The 23761-nt window shown below is 38.6% G+C and carries 20 protein-coding genes; 12 read left to right on the top strand and 8 right to left on the bottom strand.

Translation table 11 applies throughout. The features are described 5' to 3' along the window. The 5 genes from menD to AB7E53_RS02810 all read right to left on the bottom strand — a co-directional run. On the bottom strand, nt 1–893 hold an 893-nt coding region (gene menD, locus AB7E53_RS02790; protein WP_446774047.1), incomplete at its 3' end, for a 2-succinyl-5-enolpyruvyl-6-hydroxy-3-cyclohexene-1-carboxylic-acid synthase. Nucleotides 894–899: 6 nt separating this feature from the next. Beyond that, nucleotides 900–2006 (bottom strand): isochorismate synthase, encoded by a 1107-nt coding sequence (locus tag AB7E53_RS02795; RefSeq protein ID WP_446774049.1) that lies wholly within the window; start codon nt 2004–2006, stop codon nt 900–902. Then, nucleotides 2003–3232: a Cof-type HAD-IIB family hydrolase gene (locus AB7E53_RS02800; protein WP_068183733.1), complete on the bottom strand. Its 1230-nt coding sequence runs from the start codon at nt 3230–3232 to the stop codon at nt 2003–2005. The genes AB7E53_RS02795 and AB7E53_RS02800 overlap by 4 nt, the downstream gene beginning before the upstream one ends. Before the next feature lie 155 nt (nt 3233–3387). Then, nucleotides 3388–3651 carry a helix-turn-helix domain-containing protein gene (locus tag AB7E53_RS02805; RefSeq protein WP_068183736.1) on the bottom strand — a complete coding sequence of 88 codons (264 nt, stop codon included), beginning with the start codon at nt 3649–3651 and terminating at the stop codon, nt 3388–3390. A gap of 129 nt (nt 3652–3780) precedes the next feature. Then, nucleotides 3781–5703, bottom strand: a complete 1923-nt coding sequence (locus AB7E53_RS02810) for an AAA domain-containing protein (RefSeq protein ID WP_446774050.1) — start codon at nt 5701–5703, stop codon at nt 3781–3783. Nucleotides 5704–6209: 506 nt separating this feature from the next. Between AB7E53_RS02810 and AB7E53_RS02815 the strand changes: the two genes are divergently transcribed. The 3 genes from AB7E53_RS02815 to AB7E53_RS02825 are packed head-to-tail and all read left to right on the top strand — an operon-like array spanning nt 6210 to nt 11085. Next, nucleotides 6210–8456, top strand: coding sequence for an aconitate hydratase (locus AB7E53_RS02815; RefSeq protein ID WP_079683244.1), 2247 nt, complete (start codon nt 6210–6212; stop codon nt 8454–8456). Between the two features lie 7 nt (nt 8457–8463). Next, nucleotides 8464–9729: an NADP-dependent isocitrate dehydrogenase gene (gene icd / locus AB7E53_RS02820; RefSeq protein WP_446774052.1), complete on the top strand. Its 1266-nt coding sequence runs from the start codon at nt 8464–8466 to the stop codon at nt 9727–9729. Between the two features lie 3 nt (nt 9730–9732). Beyond that, nucleotides 9733–11085 carry a citrate/2-methylcitrate synthase gene (locus AB7E53_RS02825; protein ID WP_179398294.1) on the top strand — a complete coding sequence of 451 codons (1353 nt, stop codon included), beginning with the start codon at nt 9733–9735 and terminating at the stop codon, nt 11083–11085. Nucleotides 11086–11156: 71 nt separating this feature from the next. Here the strand turns inward: AB7E53_RS02825 and AB7E53_RS02830 are convergent, their stop codons facing one another. Then, nucleotides 11157–12416: a type IX secretion system plug protein gene (locus AB7E53_RS02830; RefSeq protein ID WP_446774054.1), complete on the bottom strand. Its 1260-nt coding sequence runs from the start codon at nt 12414–12416 to the stop codon at nt 11157–11159. Between the two features lie 155 nt (nt 12417–12571). On the opposite strand from AB7E53_RS02830, the gene AB7E53_RS02835 reads away from it, so the two are divergent. From AB7E53_RS02835 to nqrF, 6 genes are read left to right on the top strand one after another with little or no spacing between them, the layout of a single operon-like run. After that, the gene (locus tag AB7E53_RS02835) at nt 12572–13921 is read left to right on the top strand and encodes a Na(+)-translocating NADH-quinone reductase subunit A (protein WP_446774055.1); all 1350 of its coding nucleotides are present in this window, start codon (nt 12572–12574) and stop codon (nt 13919–13921) included. A gap of 21 nt (nt 13922–13942) precedes the next feature. Beyond that, entirely contained in the window at nt 13943–15136 is a 1194-nt protein-coding gene (locus AB7E53_RS02840; protein WP_179398291.1) for an NADH:ubiquinone reductase (Na(+)-transporting) subunit B, read from the top strand. A 20-nt stretch (nt 15137–15156) separates the two neighbouring features. Continuing rightward, the gene (nqrC, locus tag AB7E53_RS02845) at nt 15157–15846 is read left to right on the top strand and encodes an NADH:ubiquinone reductase (Na(+)-transporting) subunit C (protein ID WP_179398290.1); all 690 of its coding nucleotides are present in this window, start codon (nt 15157–15159) and stop codon (nt 15844–15846) included. A gap of 4 nt (nt 15847–15850) precedes the next feature. Next, a complete protein-coding gene (locus tag AB7E53_RS02850; RefSeq protein WP_179398289.1) occupies nt 15851–16480 on the top strand; it encodes an NADH:ubiquinone reductase (Na(+)-transporting) subunit D in 630 nt (209 codons plus the stop codon). 24 nt (nt 16481–16504) lie between these two features. Then, a complete protein-coding gene (gene nqrE / locus AB7E53_RS02855; RefSeq protein ID WP_179398288.1) occupies nt 16505–17122 on the top strand; it encodes an NADH:ubiquinone reductase (Na(+)-transporting) subunit E in 618 nt (205 codons plus the stop codon). Between the two features lie 29 nt (nt 17123–17151). Next, entirely contained in the window at nt 17152–18411 is a 1260-nt protein-coding gene (gene nqrF, locus AB7E53_RS02860; protein ID WP_446774056.1) for an NADH:ubiquinone reductase (Na(+)-transporting) subunit F, read from the top strand. A 634-nt stretch (nt 18412–19045) separates the two neighbouring features. Here nqrF and AB7E53_RS02865 read toward each other — a convergent pair. Further along, entirely contained in the window at nt 19046–20224 is a 1179-nt protein-coding gene (locus AB7E53_RS02865; RefSeq protein WP_079683252.1) for a transglutaminase-like domain-containing protein, read from the bottom strand. Nucleotides 20225–20374: 150 nt separating this feature from the next. On the opposite strand from AB7E53_RS02865, the gene AB7E53_RS02870 reads away from it, so the two are divergent. Both AB7E53_RS02870 and AB7E53_RS02875 read left to right on the top strand, forming a co-directional pair. Further along, nucleotides 20375–20557 (top strand): hypothetical protein, encoded by a 183-nt coding sequence (locus tag AB7E53_RS02870; RefSeq protein WP_068183770.1) that lies wholly within the window; start codon nt 20375–20377, stop codon nt 20555–20557. 134 nt (nt 20558–20691) lie between these two features. After that, nucleotides 20692–22458: a glycoside hydrolase family 9 protein gene (locus AB7E53_RS02875; RefSeq protein WP_446774058.1), complete on the top strand. Its 1767-nt coding sequence runs from the start codon at nt 20692–20694 to the stop codon at nt 22456–22458. Between the two features lie 9 nt (nt 22459–22467). On the opposite strand, the gene AB7E53_RS02880 is transcribed toward AB7E53_RS02875, so the two are convergent. After that, nucleotides 22468–22920 carry a type I restriction enzyme HsdR N-terminal domain-containing protein gene (locus AB7E53_RS02880; RefSeq protein WP_446774060.1) on the bottom strand — a complete coding sequence of 151 codons (453 nt, stop codon included), beginning with the start codon at nt 22918–22920 and terminating at the stop codon, nt 22468–22470. A 55-nt stretch (nt 22921–22975) separates the two neighbouring features. Between AB7E53_RS02880 and AB7E53_RS02885 the strand changes: the two genes are divergently transcribed. Beyond that, the gene (locus AB7E53_RS02885) at nt 22976–23752 is read left to right on the top strand and encodes an AMP nucleosidase (protein ID WP_068183776.1); all 777 of its coding nucleotides are present in this window, start codon (nt 22976–22978) and stop codon (nt 23750–23752) included. The last annotated feature ends 9 nt before the right edge of the window (nt 23753–23761 follow it).

The following is a 23761-nucleotide window of genomic DNA, read 5'->3' on the forward strand; positions in this document are numbered from 1 at the left end:
GGTTTACAGCTTCTCAAGAATTTCTTAATTCTTTTCGAAACGACATGACCTCCTAAGGTAATTAGTAAATCGGGAGAAAAACATGCAATTTCTTCGTTTAATAATTGATAAATAATGGCATCAAAGTTATAAATTACTTTTGAAGAACGAATGTTAGCCGTATGTTCGGCCAGAATAACACAATCAAACTTTTCAGCAATACTTTCAAGCGCTTTTTCCAATCCATTAAATGGAGGCAACTGACCTATCAGAATCATTTTCTTTGTAGACAGGTTCCATTCATCCAATAAGGCACTGTTATTTAGAGAATAATCAACCGGATTCCTTAGTATCGGCTTATTCTTTGGTAACTCTGTTACTGAAAAATCGAATAAAGGTTCTGATAATGGTATATTTATATGAGATGGTCCGGGAAGACGATTCATTAATTGAAATATAGCATCATGGATCATTCGTTTACAGTACCACTCATCTTCTTCCGAATCGGGCTCTAAAAGTTGTATTGATTGCTTTACAAGTGAATTAAAAACACCAGGTTGCGGAAGAGTTTGCCCATCCATTTGCCCGATCCATGATTGAGGTCTGTCGGCCGAAATAACCAGCAAAGGGATTTGTTGATAATACGCTTCTGCAACAGCAGGTCCAAGATTCAGCAATGCCGTTCCCGATGTACAACACACGGCAACTGGTTGTTGAATTTTCTGAGCCAGTCCCAATGCAAAAAATCCGGCACTTCGTTCGTCCACAACTGTGTAACAACGAAAAAATGGATTCTGGGAAAATGTTTGAATCAAAGGGGCATTTCTGGAACCAGGGCATAGTACCACCTCACGAATTGAATATGCTTCGAGCATGGATGCCAGTAACAATACATTTTTCTTTGATGAGTACATAAAAGTTTATTTTAAAATAGCCAACATGGTTTGTAATTTATCATTCGTCTCTTCCCATTCCTGATCAACATCCGACGAATCCAAGAGACCGCCTCCGGCAAAAAGCGTCAGATCATTTTCCCCTATATTCATGCATCGAAGGTTGACGTATATATCATTCCGCCCATCTGCATCAATCATTCCGATGAATCCGGAGTAATAACTTCTGTCGTATCCTTCATTTTCTTTGATGAATTGAAGAGCTTCCTTTCGGGGTAATCCACAAATAGCTGGCGTAGGATGAAGAAGTTCAACCAAATTACCTAAACATCTTCTATCTGCCGTTTCAAATCTGAATTCTGTTTTTAAATGAGCTAAATCACCTGCCTGGACAGTAAATGGACCATCTTCAAGTACATCAATATTAGCCGAAGCCAACTGACTTTTAATATAATCAGCAACCAGGGCCTGTTCTTTTCTGTTTTTATCATTCCAACTGTCGGGTAAGTTGTTCCCGATCAAAGGCTGTGTTCCAGCAAGTGCAACAGTATTCCAGTGACCCAATTGCCCAGACAATAGTAATTCAGGTGTACTACCTAACCAGGTTCCACTTTGAGGAGAATGACATAGGTATACAAAAGCTCTTTTATAGCGTCTGCAAGCATTGTAAAATGCTTTTGCCGGCGAGAATTCACTCGTTTTCTTTATATTAACCTTTCTAGACAATACCAACTTTTCAAATATGCCTTCTCGCAATGGTTTAATAAAGACATTAAAAGATTTATTATAAGCATAATACAAATCTTCTTTATCCAGCATAAATACTGTTTCTTTATTTGCACTGCAAGCAGATGACTGAAACGATGTTACTCCAGCTATTGATTTCCAACCAACAGACACAATATCAGCACGAATCAATACTATCGGATGTGATTCATTCAAGCAGAATGGAGCCAGAACAAATCCTTTTTTGTCGTTTAATTCTGTATACGACTTTAATTGCCCCATATCACCACCTTCCTGTAAAACAAGGGTAGGTTCATTATTTCCCGGCAAGAGATATAATGCGAAACTACGTTGTTGATGTATTAGGGAGTCGATACCACTAAAGTTAGTTACTTCACTAGGAATCATCTCTTCTTTAAAATGCTGTTCATCACCCTGATACTTGAGATTAATTTCCCCATTGAGGAAACTACATCTACATTCCAAATGTGAGTTGACCGTCCTTTGTGAATAACTTTGGCAATAGCTGTAACTGTATCTCCTTCTCTTGCAGAAGAAATATGATTTCCACTTACCTGCATTCCCACAACAAACTCGCCCTCATTACATAACAAGTTGGACCCAAAACCGGCAACAGTTTCCGCTAATGCAAGCGTAGCTCCTCCGTGAAGTATTCCAAATGGCTGACGTGTTCTTATATCCACAGGCATAATAGCTTCCACATGATCCTCTTCTGCAACGGTAAATTTCATTCCTAATGAATGCATCAGCGTATCCTTCAGATTATCATTAATCTTATCCAACGATGTGCTGAGTCCGATGAATGCGGAGAAAATATATTTCTCTATTAAATGTGCAACTCCATCTTCATCATTCGACAAAGTAACATAATCTGCACAAGCTTTAACCGGCTCCTGAGCGTTTGCCATTGCTACGCCAAGACCGGCATATTCTATCATTGAAAGATCATTAAATCCATCACCAACCGCGATTACCTCATTTTTTGTAATCTTAAGGTCCTTGACGAGCATATCCAACGATTTGGCCTTATCTGTATTTAGTGGAACTAATTCAAGGAAATAAGGCTCAGATCTATATACCCCAATTTGTCCACCGTAGGTGTTGTGCATTTCTTTTTCAAGCAAAGCCAGGCGGGTAGGTTCTCCCATCATAAGACATTTTGACGGAGAAAAATTCATAGCCTCCAAGAAATCATCTACCTGTCGAACAGGCATTTTATTCAGAAATGCCTCTTTTTGAACATATTCATTGTCGGGTGTCTCAGTAATAATTGATGATTCATCGAAAGAAACCAGCGCAAAATTCTTTTTCTTTGCTATTTGTTGAAAGTGGGGGAGTATATTTTTATTTAATCTTTTCTCATGTGTAATCTGGTCGGTTGCACACTCTACAATGCACCCTCCATTAAATGAGAGAATATATCCACCAAATTCAGAAAGCCTTAATTCTTCGGCTAGAGGCCTGATACCATATGTGGGTCTCCCCGAAGCAAGAACCAATTTTATACCTAATTCCTGAGCTTTAATAAGAGCCGATTTCGTCCGGTCTGTTATTTCTTTTTTTGTATTTGTAAGCGTTCCATCAATATCGAGGACCAATAGTTTATACTTCATGGGGTATATTTGTTTTTATTACAAAAATAAAACTTATTTCTGAAACTCACTTAAGTTAATCACTATTCCTGTATTCAATTTCATTTTTAAATAAAAACCCCATAAAAGAAGTCTTTCGAGCTCTTTTATGGGGTTAATGGGATTATAAAATAAATTTATACTCCTTCTACGGGACTAATTACAAGTTGCAATTTCAAACCTCTTGAAAGTCTGATAAGCGTTGAAAGCTGAAGGTCAACTTTTCCGGCTTCAATTCTTGAAATATATTCCGGCTTAACTCCTAGGAGTTCAGCAAATTGCTTCTGATTCAAGCCCATATCTTTTCTACGTGCTTTCAACATTTTGCAAATAACAACAACTTCTGCTTTCGGATCCAATTTCCCAGCAGCTAATTCTGCAGATTCTTTTAAATTTTCCATATTCTTCTAACTGTTTTCTAAACCAAATTATTAATAGTGTATCTTTTGTAACTATAACATACATATTGCACAGATTGTTCCATCAATTATTAAAAAAAATAATCTATAAATAGAAATAGCTCTATTTTCCTAGGATATTTCTTCTGTACAAACTGAAATTATTTTTCCTTTCTTCTTAATATAATCAAACAATTCTTTATAAAAAGAATGTTTTGTAAGTGTTGAAGCATTACCTAAAATAATAAGCTTCATCCTTGCCCTTGTAATCGCCACATTCATTCGACGAAGATCCTGTAAAAAACCAATCTGACCCTCATTATTAGATCTGACCAGACTTATTACTATCACATCTCGTTCCTGACCTTGAAAACCATCCACTGTATGAACAGTGATTAATTTTTTGAATGGCTTAAAATATCCATCTTTCTTGATTAGAGAACGAATGTATTGAATCTGCGCTTTATAGGGTGATATAAGTCCGAAATCTATCTTTTCATCTAAAATCCGTTCTTTTCCTATTTTTTCAATATACTCATGTAACGTCTCAATCAAAACATTTGCTTCAGTCTTATTAATTTTACTTAGTGAGCCCTCAAGCTGAGCTTCAGAACTATCACTATCGTCTGTATTAATCCATACTAAAGGCGTATCATATGCCAGAATTCCACGATTTTTAACTTCTGCTGCAGCAATCAATTCATCATTGTAGAACCATGCAGAAGGGAAACCCATAATGTCATCGTGCATTCTGTACTGGATTTTAAGCAAACTCACAGCTAACGGCTTCCTTGTTGCAACTTTTTGCATCAAGGTTTCACTTAATCCTCCTTTCGCAGCTTCCAAACACTTAATCGTTGGAGGAAGCTGAAAATGATCTCCGGCAAAAACCACACGATCAGCCTTATTAATCGCAACCCAGCATGCAGCTTCTAGTGCTTGAGCAGCCTCATCGATAAACAACGATGTAAATCGATGACTTTCCAACACTCTGTTCGATGCTCCGATGAGTGTGCTTGCTACAACGCGCGCCTGATCAAACAGCGAGGCATCAATTGCTAATTCCAGCTCAGTTGCCCTGAATCGCAAACGAGACATCCTGTTTCGTATCGTTTCACGTTCATCCTGATTTTTCCTCCTCATGGAGCGTTGCATATCTCGAATTGCTTTTCTTATGCTCCATAATTCTGGATAATCCGGATGAGCTTCAAAACGTCGCTCATAAGTAAATGAAAGCATCTTATCATTTACCCGGGTTGGATTACCAATCCTTAAAACCGAAATACCCCGGTCTACAAGTTTCTCTGCAATCCAATCCAACGCTGTATTACTTTGTGCGCAAACTAATACCTGATTTTCGCGCTGCAAAGTTTCACAAATTGCCTCTTCCAGAGTTGTTGTCTTTCCTGTACCCGGAGGTCCATGTACAACAGCAACATCTTTTGCCCGAAGCACCTTGTTTATAGCCTCTTCCTGAGTTGAGTTAAGCCATGGAAAACGAATTGGCATCAAATGCCTCTCCATCGCAGCATTTTTTCCAAGCAAAACATCCCTCAAATGTGCCAACCTGTTATTTTTAGCATTCATTACCGAAGTAATGGCTGCAAACATAGCTTTATAACTTGTTTCATCAAAATAAAGTTGCACTCCAAATGTATTTGCGTGCTGAAGTTCAATCAATGCTTCCGGATTTGGTAAAATAACCACCATTTTATCATCCTGTACATAACTTATTTGAACCGACCAATTAAAATAATGAATAGAACCTTCACCTCCTACACGAAAGAAACACACCGGTCTCCCATATTCAAAAGAATGTTCTATCTCTTTATCATCGGTTCTCACAACCTCAACCACAAACTGATTTAATGAATTAAAATAACTTTTTTCGGTAATAACAGGATACCAACAAAGTCCCTGTTGCTTTTTTTTCCAAATACCAACTTGTTCTGTTTGCTTTTTGTACGCTTCCTTTTCATAATTGTACTCCTTTTGCAATAATTCAAATTGATTTTGGAGTTCAGTTATAGGTGAAAGAGTTGGTTTTAATATCATTTAAATCATATTTGAACTGCAAATATACAATTTATTCTTATTTTACTTACTAGTTTAGCACAAACTAGCAAATTTTATTGAAAATATTATTTTTTAATAATTAATATATAATATTTCGACAAAATAAAGGCTATAAATAATGTCAATTGAAAACAAAAATTGTATTTTAAAATAAATGATCCTGATCAAAAGGATAAAAACAACGAATCTTATACTTAAATCACATATTAATATACCATATGGCCATTTTATTCTATTATTATGAGTACATATAATTACTATAGATAATTTTATTTCCGCTCAAAAAAATGCTTTTCATTCATAATCAAGTACTAATGATTACAAATAGTTGCCAAAGCGATTATTGTTATAAATAATTCTAATAAAATAGTCCATTTTCAGAACAAAATAGCAGTTCTTGCAGTTTTATAGAGGTAGAAAAGATAACATGATGCTTAACAATCAATTCCCGGTTGAAAAAAATAAATTATATAAATTGTTACGATATGATATTTGATATTGAAATGCTAAAAAAATTCTACGCCTCTTTTGGGAGCAGGGTAGAGCGTTCTAAACAAAGCGTTGGTAAATCTATGACGCTTGCCGAAAAAATCTTATATGCGCATCTTTTCAATCAAGAGGATTTAAAGAGTTTTAAACGAGGTATTGATTACGTAAATTTCCGACCAGATCGTGTTGCAATGCAGGATGCGACAGCTCAAATGGCCTTGCTGCAGTTTATGAACGCAGGTAAAGACAAATCTGCTGTTCCTGCAACAGTTCACTGCGATCACCTGATACAAGCAGACATGGGTGCAAAAACGGATATGAATACTGCAAACGAAAGCAATAAAGAGGTTTACGACTTTCTTAGCAGTGTTTCCGCAAATTTCGGAATAGGTTTTTGGAAACCGGGTGCTGGTATTATTCATCAGGTTGTTTTGGAAAATTATGCTTTTCCCGGAGGAATGATGGTAGGAACGGATTCCCATACCCCTAATGCCGGAGGACTTGGTATGGTTGCTATTGGTGTGGGTGGAGCCGACGCTGTAGACGTTATGACTGGTATGGAATGGGAGTTAAAGATGCCAAAACTAATTGGCGTAAAACTTACAGGAAGACTAAACGGATGGGCGTCTCCTAAAGATGTAATCCTTAAATTAGCAGGGATTCTTACTGTTAAAGGAGGAACAAATGCTATTATAGAGTATTTTGGCGAAGGTACAGCTTCTATTTCTGCTACTGGAAAAGCGACAATTTGCAATATGGGAGCAGAGGTTGGAGCAACAACATCTCTTTTCCCTTATGATAATCAGATGTCAGCCTATTTAAAGGCTACCAACCGAGAAGAAATTGCCCTAATGGCAGATGCTATTGAATCTTATCTTAAACCTGATCCGGAAGTAATTGAAAATCCCGAAGAGTATTACGACAGGGTAATCGAAATTGATCTTTCTGCATTAGAACCACATATTAATGGTCCTTTTACTCCCGATGCAGCCACTCCGATTTCTGAATTTGCTGCAAAAGTAAAGGAAAATGGTTATCCACGCAAAATGGAAGTGGGGCTGATCGGCTCGTGTACAAACTCTTCATATCAAGATTTAAGCAGAGCAGCCTCTATTGCCCGTCAGGCTTACAGCGATAAATTAAAAGTTGCAGCTCCGCTGATCATCAACCCGGGATCGGAACAGATCAGATATACTGCCGACAGAGACGGGCTTCTAGCTTCATTCGAGAATATAGGTGCTGTAATAATGGCTAATGCCTGTGGACCATGTATCGGTCAATGGAAAAGACATACAGACGACAACACACGGAAGAACTCGATAGTAACTTCATTTAACCGGAATTTTGCCAAAAGAGCTGACGGAAATCCGAATACGCATGCGTTTGTAGCTTCCCCGGAACTTACAATGGCTTTAACTATTGCAGGAGATCTCTGTTTCAATCCGCTTACAGATACTCTCGTAAATGAGGCCGGCGAACAAATTATGCTTCAGGAACCCAAGGGTACCGACTTTCCGCCAAATGGCTTTGCTGTAGAAGATAATGGTTATATAGCTCCGGGAGAAAAGAAAACTGAGATTAAGATCAATCCTGAATCTGCCCGTCTGCAAGTTCTTAAACCTTTTGCTTCCTGGGACGGAAACGATCTGTTGGAAATGCCGCTACTCATTAAAGCTGAAGGAAAATGTACAACAGACCATATTTCGATGGCTGGTCCCTGGCTACGCTTCAGAGGTCATTTAGAGAATATTTCCGATAATATGTTAATGGGAGCTGTCAACGCTTTTAACGGAAAGACAAATGCAGTCTTGAATCAGCTTAACGGTGGATACGAAGCTGTGTCATCCGTTGCCAAGCAATACAAAGCCAAAGGAATATCATCCATTGTTGTTGCTGAAGAAAATTATGGAGAAGGTTCTTCCAGAGAACACGCTGCAATGGAGCCTCGTTTCTTGAATGTGAAAGTAATTTTGGCAAAATCGTTTGCCCGCATCCATGAAACCAATTTAAAGAAACAAGGTATGCTGGCAGTAACGTTTAACAATAAGTCGGATTACGATAAAATAAGAGAAAACGATCATATTTCAATTGTAGGCTTGCGCTCGTTTGCTCCTAATAAGAATCTAACAGCCATCCTTTATCACGCAGATGGTACACAAGAATCCTTTGAAGTAGTTCATACTTATAATGAAATGCAAATAGAATGGTTTAAAGCAGGTTCAGCACTAAACGTTACAAAATAAAAGAATAATGAATAAGATTACAAAACAAAACGACAAGCTGTTGGTGCCGGATAAAGTTACGATCCCTTTTATAGAAGGAGATGGTGTTGGTGCAGAAATAACCCCGGTTTGCCAGTCTATTGTAAATAGTGCCATAAAAAAAGCCTATAATGGAAAGCGGGAAATCCTTTGGAAGGAAGTTCTGGCAGGAGAGAAGGCCTTTAATCTTACCGGGAATTGGCTTCCAGAGGATACAATGGAGGCATTCAGAGAATATTTAGTGGGTATAAAAGGTCCGCTTACTACTCCTATCGGAGGAGGTATTCGTTCGCTGAATGTTGCTTTAAGACAAGAACTGGATCTGTATGTATGTCTTCGTCCGGTTCGATGGTTTAAAGGGGTCGTATCTCCGGTTAAAGAACCTCAGAAGGTAGATATGTTTATTTTCCGTGAAAATACGGAAGATATCTATGCCGGAATCGAATGGCAGCAAGGAACTCCCGAAGCAGCAAAATTCCTTAAATTCCTTACAGAGGAGATGGGCGTAAAGAAAGTCCGTTTCCCTGAGACATCTTCTTTTGGTGTTAAACCGGTTTCCGTTGAAGGAACACAGCGATTGGTACGTTCGGCAATCGAATTTGCAATCACAAATAAATTACCAAGTGTAACGCTTGTCCACAAGGGCAATATCATGAAGTTTACAGAAGGTGGATTTAAATTATGGGGATATGCTGTTGCTGAAAATGAATTTGCAGCACAAACGTTTACAATGCCTCAATATGATACTATTAAAAAGAACGAGGGAGAAGCTGCCGCAAACAAAGCGTTAGAAAATGCCGTAAAAGAGGGTAGGGTAATCATTAAAGATGTTATTGCCGATGCCTTTTTGCAGAACACGCTGCTTATTCCGGAGGAGTATTCGGTAATCGCTACGCTGAATCTTAATGGAGATTATATATCCGATCAGCTTGCTGCTATGGTTGGAGGAATCGGCATAGCTCCGGGAGCAAATATCAATTATCAGACAGGACATGCCATTTTTGAAGCCACCCATGGAACAGCTCCGGGTATTGCTGGTAAGAACGTGGTTAATCCATCCTCTTTGTTATTATCGTCCGTTATGCTTTTAGAGTACATCGGCTGGAACGAAGCTGCCAAATTAATTGTTGATGCTATGGAATCAGCTTTTGAAAAAGGCGAAGCAACACACGATCTTGCCCGATTTATGGATAAAGGGAAAACTCTTTCAACAACTGAATTTCGTAATTGTATCAACCAACAAATAAATATGTGAGACATGAAAAAGGAATATATTATCTACAAGCTATCAGAAACTATAAAGTCGTCATGTAAGATTGAAAATGAGTTATTTACTCAATTCAACGTTAAACGAGGACTAAGAAACGAAGACGGATCGGGTGTTCTTGTGGGACTTACGAAAATCGGGAATGTAGTTGGTTACGAACGTATGCCGGAAGGAGGCTTAAAAGCCATTCCTGGTAAATTATTTTATCGCGGACTTGACGTTGAAGATATTGTTCACGGATTGATAGCTGATAAACGCTTCGGGTTCGAAGAGGTAGCCTATTTGTTGTTATCGGGCAATCTGCCGGATAAAGAAGAGCTAGATGCTTTTCTTGAATTAATTAATGAAAATATGCCTCTCGAGCAAAAAACAACGATGAATATTCTGGATCTTGAAGGACAGAACATTATGAACATCCTTGCCCGGAGTGTATTGGAAATGTACACATTCGATCCAAACCCTGACGATACATCCAGAGACAATCTGATGCGTCAGTCTATCCAGCTGATTTCAAAGTTCCCCACGATTATTGCTTATGCATATAATATCTTCAGACATAGTACTCAAGGAAGATCATTGCACATCCGTCACCCGAAAGAAAATCTTTCCATAGCAGAAAACTTCTTGTTTATGCTTAAAAAGGATTATACAGAGCTAGAGGCACGCACATTAGATTTATTGTTGGTTTTACAGGCGGAACACGGAGGAGGTAACAACTCTACATTTACAGTACGCGTAACAAGTTCTACAGGCACAGATACCTACTCGGCGATTGCTGCAGGTATAGGGTCTTTGAAGGGACCGCTTCACGGTGGCGCCAATCTACAGGTTGTAGACATGTTTAATCATCTGAAAGAGAATATCGGTGACTGGAAAAGCGTTAAGGAAATAGATAAATATTTCAACTGTATGCTCCGTAAGGAAGTATACGATAAATCGGGTTTGATATACGGTATCGGCCATGCTGTTTATACAATTTCAGACCCCCGTGCTATACTGCTTAAAGAGCTGGCAAGGGATCTTGCTAAAGAAAAAGGCCGCGAAGAGGAGTTTGCTTTCTTGGAATTACTGGAGGACAGAGCTATTGAAACATTCTCTAATTTTAAAGGAAACAAATCAGGCAAACGAGTTTCATCTAACGTAGATTTCTATTCTGGGTTCGTATACGAAATGATAGGTCTGCCTCAGGAAATATACACGCCACTCTTTGCAATGTCTCGTATTGTAGGATGGACGGCACACCGAATCGAAGAGCTAAATTTTGAAGGGAAACGTATTATTCGTCCGGCTTATAAGAATGTATTGGAAGAACGTCCGTATGTTCCTATCAACGAAAGAATCTGATTCGTTAGCATCTAAGCTATAAAAAAAAGGAATGTTTCTGGTGTGTACCAGTTACATTCCTTTTTTTCTGATTATTCCGGAAAGTTAATCCTTTTTACGGCAATCAATTTATCGAACTTGGAGCCAAAAGGCCTGTGGTAAACCATAATTCGGTATTCATTAGACGTCTGACTGAAGTTGCCTTCAACAGGAGCTGTTTCTCCTTTTTGCTGTCCGTCTGGAACAAAAAGATACTGATAATTATAGGTTCCTTGCTTTAATAGAACCGATTTTTCGTATTGTCGGGCATCTTCATTATACTCCATACGGCTATTTTCGTTCAATACATTATTAAACAAATTTCCCGAGATATGTATATTCCCATTAACAATTGGTTTTGAAGCCAGAGAGAAGTGTACAATATAATAATCGGCCTCGGTATCCGGATCTTCAACCTGCGAACTTCGTATAACGTATTGTCCGTTTTGATCCTGATCGTATAAGTAAGGTTTATCGCTACGCACTCTATCCTGATAGAGATCAATATGATAATAGGGGCGATGGAACTGAATCCGCTGTACCCCCATACCATTGTATTTATTACTTAAAAATTCAATTCTTCTATATTCGTTACCAGCTTCAAATATTAAATCCCTATTAAACTGATAAATAATACGATCTTTAGCTATGGTTAATGGTTGGATGTTTTTCACCATATTGTCATATCTGTTGTTCTGATAAATCTGTACTTTCAAATCAGACTGAGGAGCTGTGATTTCATAATTTGGATGTACAATTTCAAAACCAATCTGCTGATGCTCCTTATTAACGTCGATGTCTGTATTCGAACTTACAGTCGCAGCAACGTTCACTTTTGGCTCTACAATAGAAAAGCAAGCAGTAAAAACAATATCCTTTAGCCGGTCTTCATTATAAACCTTTACAACATAGTTTCCGGAAACCTTGAATTTGATGTCGTTGTTCGGCAAAAACAACCTGTAATTGGTGTAGAAAGTAGTTGTGTTAAGCGAATTGGCAAAATCATCGATGGATAAATTCTGAAAGCCGCTCATATATTCCAGCGATGATAGGACAGAAGGAGTCCAGTCCGCATTGCAATGGGTAATAGTGTACGCATACCTTCCATAGCCGTGACTTAAAGCATCGAAATTAATTTCGATAACCTTTCCGCTATTCAACTCTATTACAGGAGCGGAAAAAGTTTCGCCTTGAACTTTAACCTGCAACGTTTTTATTTGTTTATGTTTAACCTCCGTGCAATAAGTTTCCTGACAATTGCCCGTTACAAATAAAAAGCTTAAAATCAGTACAAATAATTCGAATCGTTTCATTTTAAATTATGTTTTAAAGAAACCCTAAAGTCACGTTCTAACTGGGTGCAAAATTATGGAATTATTTCTCTATTTATTTCTACTTTCCTGCTATAAAGCATAAAAAATTTATTTACTTTTGCGGGAAATTACACATAAACAATTTTACTTGTATCATGGCAAATGTGATAAAGATTAAAAAGGGTTTAGACATTAATCTGAAAGGTAAAGCTTCGGAAGTATTGTTAACCGTCGGAAAATCAAATAGCTATGCTATTATTCCCGACCATTTTAACGGTATTTTCCCGAAAGTTGTTGCTAAAGTAGGAGACAAAGTCAAAGCCGGTTCTGTATTGATAATTGATAAGAACCGCCCCGAAATCAAGTTTGTTTCGCCTGTTAGTGGTGAAGTTACAGCCGTTAACAGAGGAGAAAAACGCAAACTGCTTAGCATCGTGGTAACAGCGGATGCGCAGATTGAGTATGAAGAGTTTGGCAAAAAAAATGTTGCTTCTTTAAATGCAGAAGCGATAAAGGAGTCTATCCTGCAAGCAGGAATCTGGCCCTTTATTAAGCAACGCCCTTACGATATCGTGGCTTCGCCCTCCGATTCGCCACGCGACATTTTTGTTTCATCATTCTTCTCAGCTCCATTAGCTCCTAATTTTGATTTTATTCTGAAAGGTCAGGAAACTGATTTTCAGACAGGATTAGATGCACTGGCAAAACTTACTGTGGGCAAAGTATACCTGGGTGTACGAAAAGGTTCTTCTGTTGTTGCAAAAAACGTAGAAGTAATTGAAGTTGAAGGCCCGCATCCGGCAGGAAACGTAGGGGTGCAGATAAACAATGTTAAGCCAGTAAATAAAGGAGAAGTGGTTTGGACTGTTTTACCTACGGATGTCATTCTGATTGGCCGTTTGTTTAACAAAGGAATTGCCGATTTCTCCAGACTTGTTGCCATAACTGGTTCTGAAACAACTGAAAGAGGATATGTTAAAGCGATCGCGGGTTGTACTATCGAAAGTATTGTTGGTAATAAAATATTATCGAACAATCACATCCGTATTATCAGCGGAAATGTATTGGTTGGAACTAAAGTTTCTAAAACCGACTATCTGGGAGCATACGACAATCAGATTACTGTAATTCCGGAAGGAGATGACAACGATGAATTCTTTGGATGGGCTACACCTGGACTAGATAAATTTAGTGCAAGCCGCACTTACTTTTCTTGGTTACTTGGTGGAAAAAATAAAGAGTATATCATTGATGCCCGTATCAGAGGTGGAAAGAGAGCTATGATTATGTCTAACGAGTACGATAAAGTATTTCCGATGGACATCTTACCCGAGTATCTGATCAAGGCAATTATTGCCTTCGATATCGACAAGATGGAAAATCTGGGTATTTATGAAGTCGCACCTGAAGATTTTGCTCTTTGTGAGTTTGTAGACACTTCTAAGATAGAACTTCAAAAAATTGTTCGCGAAGGATTAGATATGTTACACAAGGAAATGATTTAACAACATTAAAAATTGAATACATTGAAAGCGTTAAGGAATTATCTCAACACGATTAAGCCTAACTTTGAGAAGGGCGGAAAGCTGGCGATGTTCCATTCTGTATTTGAAGGTTTTGAAACGTTCTTATTCGTTCCTAACCATACTTCAAAATCCGGAGTGCACATTCACGATAGTGTGGATTCAAAGCGTACCATGACAGTGGTTATTCTCGCTTTGATGCCTGCTTTGCTTTTTGGTATGTATAATATCGGATACCAGCACAATCTTGCGATTGGTGCAGATCCGGGATTTATCATGACATTTATTTTTGGATTTCTGGCTGTATTGCCTAAAATTATAGTATCGTATGTAGTTGGCCTTGGCATCGAATTTGCCATTGCCCAGGTTAAAGGACACGAAATACAGGAAGGATTCCTTGTTTCAGGTATGCTTATACCGATGATTGTTCCCATCGACACACCTCTTTGGATGATTGCAGTTGCTACAGCATTTGCGGTTGTTTTTGCAAAGGAAGTATTTGGAGGAACAGGTTATAACATCTTTAATGTAGCTCTTGTTACACGTGCATTTTTATTTTTTGCATATCCGGCTGCAATGTCTGGAGAAAAAGTATTTGTACGTACCGATAGTACTTTTGGCCTTGGTGCAGGAAATATAATTGACGGATTTTCTGGAGCCACACCACTGGGACAAGTAGCAACAGCAACTACGTCTGATGCACATATGACAGGTATTCTTGGAAATTCATTATCTTCATTCGATATGTTTCTGGGCCTGATTCCCGGGTCAATTGGTGAAACATCTGTTTTAGCCATCCTTCTTGGTGCAGTAATACTGATTTGGACAGGTATTGGAAGTTGGAAAACAATTCTTTCAGTATTTGTTGGTGGTGCATTTATGGCTGCTATCTTTAACCTTATCGGAACTACCGCTGCAATGAATGTATCTCCATTAGACCACCTTTTATTAGGAGGATTTGCTTTCGGAGCTGTGTTTATGGCTACCGATCCTGTTACTTCAGCAAGAACAGAAACAGGCAAGTACATTTATGGTTTCTTAATTGGTTTCATGGCGATTTTTATTCGCGTATTGAATCCCGGTTATCCAGAGGGAATGATGTTGGCAATTCTTTTATTAAATGTATTTGCTCCTCTAATCGACTTTTACGTAGTTGATTCTAATATTAAGCGTCGTTTGAAGCGAGCAACAAAGTAAATCTATAAAAATACAGTAATATGAATAGAGATAGTAATTTATATACTATAGTATACGCTTCTGTAATGGTGATACTTGTTGCGTTAGGGTTAGCCCTTACATCACAATCGCTCAGAAGCTACCAAAAGAAAAATGAAGATATAGATAAAATGATGCAGATTCTTCGTTCTGTACGCGTTCAAACTACTGCGGCAGATGCTGAAGCAACGTTTAAGAGTCTTATCAAGGAGTCTTATCTTGTAGATGAAAATGGCAAACAAGTTGAAGGAGACGCTTTTTCAACCGATTACGTGAAAGCTTTTGCTTCAAAAGAAGCTTTACCTGTATTTGTTGCATCTATTGATGGAGAAACTAAATATATCATGGCAATGAGTGGCGCCGGTCTTTGGGGACCACTTTGGGGATATATGTCTGTTAATGAAGATAAAAGCACAGTGTATGGCGCAGACTTTAGTCATCAGGGAGAAACTCCGGGTCTGGGAGCAGAAATAACTCAATCTTTCTTTAGCAAAGAATTTTACGATAAGAAGTTATTTAATGAAGCTGGAGAATTTAAATCCATTGCGATTGTAAAACCCGGAAAAACTGCAGAAGGACAAGATTACGTTGATGGAATCTCTGGCGGAACGATTACAAGCCAGGGTGTAAATCAAATGATTCTAACTAGTATGGGTGGGTATATTAAGTTTTTAACCTCACAAAAACAGTAAGGAAATGGGAATATTAACTAATAAAAATAAGCAAATATTACTCGGCCCGCTGAGTAAGAACAATCCTGTTGTGGTTCAGATGCTTGGTATTTGCTCAGCATTGGCAGTAACATCCAAGCTAGAACCTTCGCTTGTAATGGCTATTTCAGTAACTGCTGTAGTTGCTTTTGCAAATGTAATAATCTCTTTGCTTCGTAATACAATCCCTAACAGAATCCGAATAATAGTTCAACTTGTAGTTATCGCTGCATTGGTTACCATTGTAAGTGAGGTTCTAAAAGCGTTTGCGTATGATGTAAATAAACAGCTTTCTGTTTTTGTGGGACTTATTATTACGAACTGTATTTTGATGGGACGTATCGAAGCTTTTGCTTTAGGTAACGGACCATGGGAGTCTTTTCTTGATGGAGTTGGTAATGGCTTGGGATATGGTATAATTCTTGTAATCGTTGGTTTCTTCCGCGAATTACTTGGTTCTGGTACTCTTTTCGGCTATCATGTTATACCACAGGCCGTTTACGATTTTGGATACGTTAACAACGGATTGATGATTTTGCCTCCAATGGCTCTTATTACCGTTGCCGTAATTATTTGGGTTCATCGTTCCAGAAACAAGGACCTTCAGGAAAATTAATTCTAACTCAAAAACAGGAATAGAATGGAACAATTATTAAGTACAATCCTCCGGGCTATCTTTGTTGACAATATGATCTTTGCTTATTATTTAGGCATGTGTTCATATTTGGCTGTTTCAAAGAATGTAAAAACCGCTTTAGGATTAGGTATAGCAGTAACATTTGTATTGGTGTGTACCTTACCAATCAATTACATGCTCGAAAATTATGTTTTGAAAGAAGGAGCTCTATCTTGGTTAGGGGCAGATTTTGGCTCAATTAATTTAAGTTTTCTTTCATTAATTATATTTATCGCAGTTATTGCTTCTTTTGTACAACTTGTTGAGATGGTTGTAGAGAAGTATGCTCCTTCGTTATATGCCTCATTAGGAATATTTCTACCTCTTATTGCTGTAAACTGTGCAATATTAGGTGGATCTTTATTTATGCAACAGAAAGCATTCCCAAATGTAGGCATTGCGACAGCTTATGGTTTTGGTTCAGGTATTGGATGGCTGTTGGCAATTGTAGGTATGGCAGCCATACGCGAAAAACTGCAATACTCCGACGTACCCAAACCTCTAAAGGGATTAGGAATAACCTTCATTATTACAGGTTTGATGGGTATTGCCTTCATGAGTTTCTCAGGGATTAAAATTTAAGTATTAACTCGATAAAACGAAATAGTAAGATGACTTTATTAATGTCGGGCGGATTAACAATCGCTATCAGTGCCATTGTTTTCTTATTGATTACATTGGTCCTTGTAATTGCATTGTTATACGCTAAAACAAAATTAGTCCCATCCGGAAATATCAAGGTGGTTGTTAATGGCGAAAAAGAGTTTGAAGCTCCTATTGGCGGTACTGTTTTAGGCACATTGCAGGCTCAGGGAATCTATCTTTCTTCTGCTTGTGGCGGAAGTGGTAGCTGCGGACAATGCCGTTGTCAGGTTGAAGAAGGTGGTGGTAATATTTTACCTACCGAAGTTGGATTCTTTTCTCGTAAACAAATTAAAGATCACTGGCGCTTGGGTTGTCAGACCAAAGTGAAAGAAGATATGGTTATTCGTGTACCTGAAGAGGTATTTGGTGTAAAATCGTGGGAATGCGAAGTTGTATCAAACAACAACGTGGCTTCATTTATCAAGGAATTTGTTGTTAAACTACCGGAAGGAGAGAAGCTTAACTTCAAACCTGGTAGCTATGCTCAGATTGTAATTCCTAAATTCGACATCAAATATTCGGATATGGATATCGATGATCGTTTCAAATCGGAATGGGACAAATTTAAGTTGTGGCCACTTACTTGCAAGAACGAAGAAGAAACAATCCGTGCCTATTCAATGGCCAACTATCCTGCAGAAGGAAATATCATTACATTGAACGTTCGTATTGCAACTCCTCCTTTCGACAGAAGTACAGGTACCTGGAAAGCGGGTGTTAAACCTGGTATTGCTTCCTCTTATATCTTCTCATTAAAACCGGGAGATAAGGTTACAATGTCTGGTCCTTACGGTGACTTCCACATTCTGGAAACAAACAATGAAATGTTGTACATCGGTGGTGGTGCTGGTATGGCTCCGCTTCGTGCTCAACTGCTTCACTTATTCAATACTGTTAAGACAGGTAGAAAAGTTTCTTATTGGTATGGTGCCCGTTCGAAGAACGAAATTTTCTATGAAGAAGATTTCCGTGCTATCGAAAAGGAATTCCCTAACTTTAAGTTCCACATCGGTCTTTCTGAACCTCGTCCTGAAGATAACTGGACTGGCATGGTAGGTTTCATCCACCAGGTTATTTATGATAATTACTTGAAAGATCATGAAGCTCCTGAAGATATTGAATACTACATGTGTGGTCCTGGTCCGATGTCTAATGCTGTTAAAGTAATGTTAGACAATCTGGGTGTTGCAAAAGAAAACATCTTGTTCGACGACTTCGGAGCATAATTGCTTCCAGACAATATAATTTTAGAGAGGACTATCGTTTGATAGTCCTCTCTTTTTATATATTCATGTGATCACTCCCTTTTTTCAGGACGGGTCATAAAAACGATTTATTGCAAAAACAACTGTCATCCATCATTTTTAGGCTTTAAGATAATGAATACCAAGCAATTATAAAATGACAGATGTCTAAATCCATCTGTCATCATGTGTCATCTGTCACCCTTTTTTTGTAAGCGGAGTATAACATCGTAATCCTTCCCATTTTATATAAACTAAACGTTTCTATTCTGTAAATAAACACGATGCCTTAACAGAATTAGGACATACAATACGATGTACTATTATTTTCATAACGGAGAACTATTCGTTTGGCATATATTCACTTTGCGTTTGACAATTGTTGAATGCAAAGTAGACATATGGGTAACTTGCATTCAACAATTGTCAAACGAATAGATTGTAACTATGAAATAAATAGATTGTAGTTATGAAAACAATAGTATCCCTAATCCTTTGAAATAGCAGGTAATATATAATACAATCATCAACCTTCATACTAGAACTCCGGACACCTTCGCTAAATCCATCCTAAAATAGTTTACACAGATGGATATTACTTCTATACAATTTCTTATTAATTGAAATAAAGCCGTATTTCTTTCGGTTCTTTAATTTCTACAACGTCTTTACGTAATCCTTTGGCGGTCGTATACTCAATGGTATATTCTCCCGGTTCTGGAAGTGTTACGGTAAGATATAGGTTCATATCATCCGTCGGACCAGCCGTTTTACCAGAAGCAACGGTATCACCCTTGGTATTCTTTATGGTAATTGTTTCCGCAACACGGCCATCAGAATCGAGCGTACATTGCTCGGCCTTATACATACGTATCGTAACGGCTATACCCTTTGCCTTTTCAACCAGCTGCTTCTGATATAGCTCGATGTAGCGGTCGGTCACATCTACACCTCCCACGGTTGAATCCCTGCGGGCCCAGACCATTGGGAACGCCAATCCGTCGTGTTTGTAGGAGGTTGCGTAGATCCAATGGATCGGATTGCTTTTATCAGCTTTTCCGGCACGGTCTAGAAACCATCCTTTATTTAATGCATCCGGATAGTATTCTGTAAAATACCATTGTCCGTCAATGTAAACTTCACTCCAGTTGTGGTTTCCTTCTTTCGATACCCAAAGAGGAGTACCCGCTACACGCGATGGAATACCTGCTGCCCTGAACGCATCGGTAAGCAGGATGGATAACCCTGAGCATGAGGCCATGCTTATCTTCATGGATTCGGAAGGCGACTGATTTGGCTTTTTACGTTTTGTATTGTATTCTACCTTAACCAGTCCGCGTAACGATTTATTAATTGTATCTACAGCTTGGTGTATATCGGTAAGGTCTTTTACAAGGGGATATAGCATATCGTAAAATGCCGGTCGCCAGTCTTCTCTGGTTTCATCCATAGATGCATAGGGGAGTACCTCATTGTAAAAAACAGGAAGCGGCACCTCTTTTGCCCATGGAAAAGTTTCTCTGGCTTTATAGGCCAACTTTACATTGGAAGTAAGCAACTCTGCAGGCAGGGTATCAAGGTCGGCTTTGCTCATATAGGCAATAAGAAAAGCCATTCCTTCCCGTTGCGAGGCAGGAAGGTTTTTGATAGACGCTTCTAATTCCTTTTTTCTTTCCGGTGTTACCTTACTTAAAGATTCGACGGTCTTGGATTTGATTGAGGGAGATACTTGTTTGTACACTCCGGAACAGGAGACAAGCAAGCAGACTGAGAACAGGATAAATAATCTACTCATATTATTAAAATGGTTATTTAGTTTTGGAAAGTAGGTTTCCGATTTGCAAATATATAAAATAATAATTCTTTTTTGTAAGTTATGTAATATCCTGCAGCAATTTACGTTTAATAAGCATCAGATATATATACCCTAAAACAGTAACAGATTATGAAACCTATAATTCTATCTTTCTTTGTAATCATTTTCTTTACTGCCCTGTTTTTGGACAATAAGGAAAATAAGCCGGTTGTGATGGAAAGAAAGGTTACAAGCTCGGCCGAATTCAAAAATATAACTAAGTCAGATTCTATCTTAACCAAATTTGTTATACAAAACAATGGTTTAAAATAATTGAAATTCAACTTTATTATGTACGTTTGTAAAAACTACTAATGTTGAATTTGTTTGAACAGACTGCTGTATAATTATTTTCATAGAGTAATTAACAGACAGCATGTTCAATTATTTATTTAATTATTTTTTGTATGAAAAACCACTATTTGAATGTTTCTGTATGCACATTAATTACTCTTTTATTTACTGCATGTGCAAAAATCAATCCTCCGGTAAATGAGCTATATAGGTTTAACCAGTTGGGGTTTTATCCTTCTCAAGAAAAAATAGCAGTGCTGGATACGGTTGTTTCCGGACCGTTCTATATTAAAGAGTTTAACTCAGGGAAGGTAGTTTACGAGGGTATGCTTTCTCAGCCCCGGTTGTCTGCTTTTTCGGAAAAGGAAACCGTTGTAATCCCTTTCTCTCAACTCCGCACTATAGGTACTTATTTCATCGAAATTCCGGAAGTAGGTAAATCTTTGCCATTTGAAATTAAAGATTCGCTCTTTTCGTCCCTGTCCAAAGCATCACTCAAGGCTTTCTATTTACAACGTTCGGGTACGGCTTTAGAAGCTGAATTTGCTGGAAAATGGGAGAGACCTGCAGGCCATCCGGATACTTTGGTAAGGATTCATCCTTCGGCTGCAACAGCTGTTCGTCCGGCAGAATCTTTAATTTCTTCCCCCAAAGGTTGGTACGATGCAGGTGATTATAACAAATACATCGTGAATTCCGGTTTTACAGTGGGAATTCTGCTTTCATTGTACGAAGATTATCCACAGTATGCACAGAGCGTTTCGGTTCAGATTCCGGAAAGCGCGAATCAAACTCCCGATTTATTGGACGAGATCTGGTGGAATCTGGAATGGATGCTTTCCATGCAGGATCCGTCGGATGGAGGAGTGTATCATAAGTTAACAACTCCATCATTCGAAGGGATGATTAAACCCATCGAATGCAAACAACCGCGTTATGTGATCGAAAAGTCTGTAACAGCTACACTTGATTTTGCAGCATCAATGGCACAAGCATCAAGGGTGTTTGCGCCCTTTGAAAAGGATTATCCGGAGGTTTCACAAAAAATGCTTCAGGCATCCATTCGTGCTTTCAATTGGGCTTTACAGCATCCGGATGCATTGTATAATCAGAGAAAAATGAATGCGAACTTCAAACCGGCAGTTTCAACCGGTGGATACGAAGATCGTTCTGCTACGGATGAGTTTTTCTGGGCAGCCACAGAATTATATATAACTACAGGCAACGATAAATATACGAGTTACGTAAAACAATATCTGCCCGAATCATTTATTTTGCCTGTTTGGGGCAATGTATCCGGACTGGCACAGATGTCATTAATCAGACACCGTGACAAGTTGGAGAAGGAGATGGGTAGTCTGTCTGATTCTGCCGGAAAGCAGCTTATTAATTATGCGGATAGTTGTTTGGCAGGAGTAGAGCTTGCTCCCTACGCGGCTGCCTATGGCCGATCTGCTAAAGATTTCTTCTGGGGATGTAATTCAGACAAGGCATCCAATCAGGGCATTGCATTTCTGTATGCATATCGGTTAACAAACGATCGTCGTTATCTGACCAATGCATTACATACAATGGATTATTTATTAGGGAGAAATGCCACAGGTTATTGTTATGTAACCGGATTTGGCCATAAATCGCCGTTACATCCGCATCACAGACTTGCAGCAAGCGACGGTATTGATGAGCCGCTTCCGGGATTTCTGGTTGGAGGCCCGAACCCCGGTAAACAGGACGGGTGCGAATATCCGTCTTTAGTTCCCGACGAGGCTTATATTGACATTTTACCCTCTTATGCCTCCAACGAAATTGCCATCAACTGGCAAGGGATGTTTACTTACTATGTGATGGCTCTGGATGCTACGTTAAGGGATATAAAATAAACGTAGTTTCTATATAATGGAATCGTACATTGGGATTTCATTCAGATAGGTATAGTTGCCGGTTTCGAAATCGATCCGGCAACAAAAATGCTGCATTCCATTGCTCACTACCAGGTACCTTACCTTCAAAACCATATTATAACGTATAATCTGGTCGATTACAGACTGTTTTATAGCTACCGTGGGGGATTTATACTCTGCAATAAAAACAGGGGCTAAAAAACGGTTGTAAGCAACCGTATCACATCGTTTATTGGTTCCGTTAAGAACTATACTGATTTCGTTGGCTATAAGTTCTTTTGGAAAGCCTTTTTCAGTAATAAGATAATTAACAAAATGTTGTCTTACCCATTCTTCGGGAGTCAGGGTCACGTATTTCTTACGTATTGGATCTAAAATTAGGTGCTTTCCGTTCTTTTCGGATATTTTAGGAACGAAGGATGGGAGGTTTAATGAGAACATTTGTTACTTTTGTTGAGACTTTTAGTGTAAAATATCCCCTCAAAGGTAGTGATTTATGAAAACAAAACAAGAAATAGTTGAAAATTGGTTGCCTAGATATACGGAACGCAAGCTCGAAGATTTTACCAAGTATATTTTGCTTACCAATTTTACGAAATATGTGGAATTATTTGCCGAGACCTTTAATGTACCCATACTGGGACTTAAATCGTCTATGCCTAACGCTTCGGCCGAAGGTATAACCATTATCAATTTTGGTATGGGTAGTGCAAATGCGGCCACTGTTATGGATCTGCTATCTGCTATCAAACCAAAGGCTGTATTGTTTCTGGGTAAATGCGGCGGACTTAAAAAGAGTAATAATCTGGGCGATTATCTGTTGCCTATCGCTGCCATTCGGGGCGAAGGCACATCCGACGAGTATTTACCCAAAGAGGTTCCTTCGTTGCCGGCATTTTCCATGTTAAGGGCTATTTCTTCCGCCATTAGGGATCAGGGACGCGATTATTGGACAGGTACGGTTTACACTACCAACCGCCGGGTGTGGGAATACGACAATGAGTTTAAATCTTACCTGGTAAAAACCCATGCAACCGGTATAGATATGGAAACGGCTACATTGCTTACTGCCGGTTTTGCAAATGAGATCCCAACAGGCGCACTGCTGATGATTTCGGATAAACCTATGGACGAAAGCGGTGTTAAAACGGAGGAGAGTGATAAGTTGGTGACTCAGAACTTTGCTCCCGAGCATGTGAACCTCGGTATCGAAGCTCTGCGACAGATCATCAAAGGCAACAAAACAATCAGACACATACGTTTTAGCTGGTAATTTAAAAAT

The sequence above is a fragment of the Macellibacteroides sp. genome, assembly GCF_050251695.1.
Classification (GTDB): Bacteria; Bacteroidota; Bacteroidia; order Bacteroidales; family Tannerellaceae; genus Macellibacteroides; species Macellibacteroides fermentans.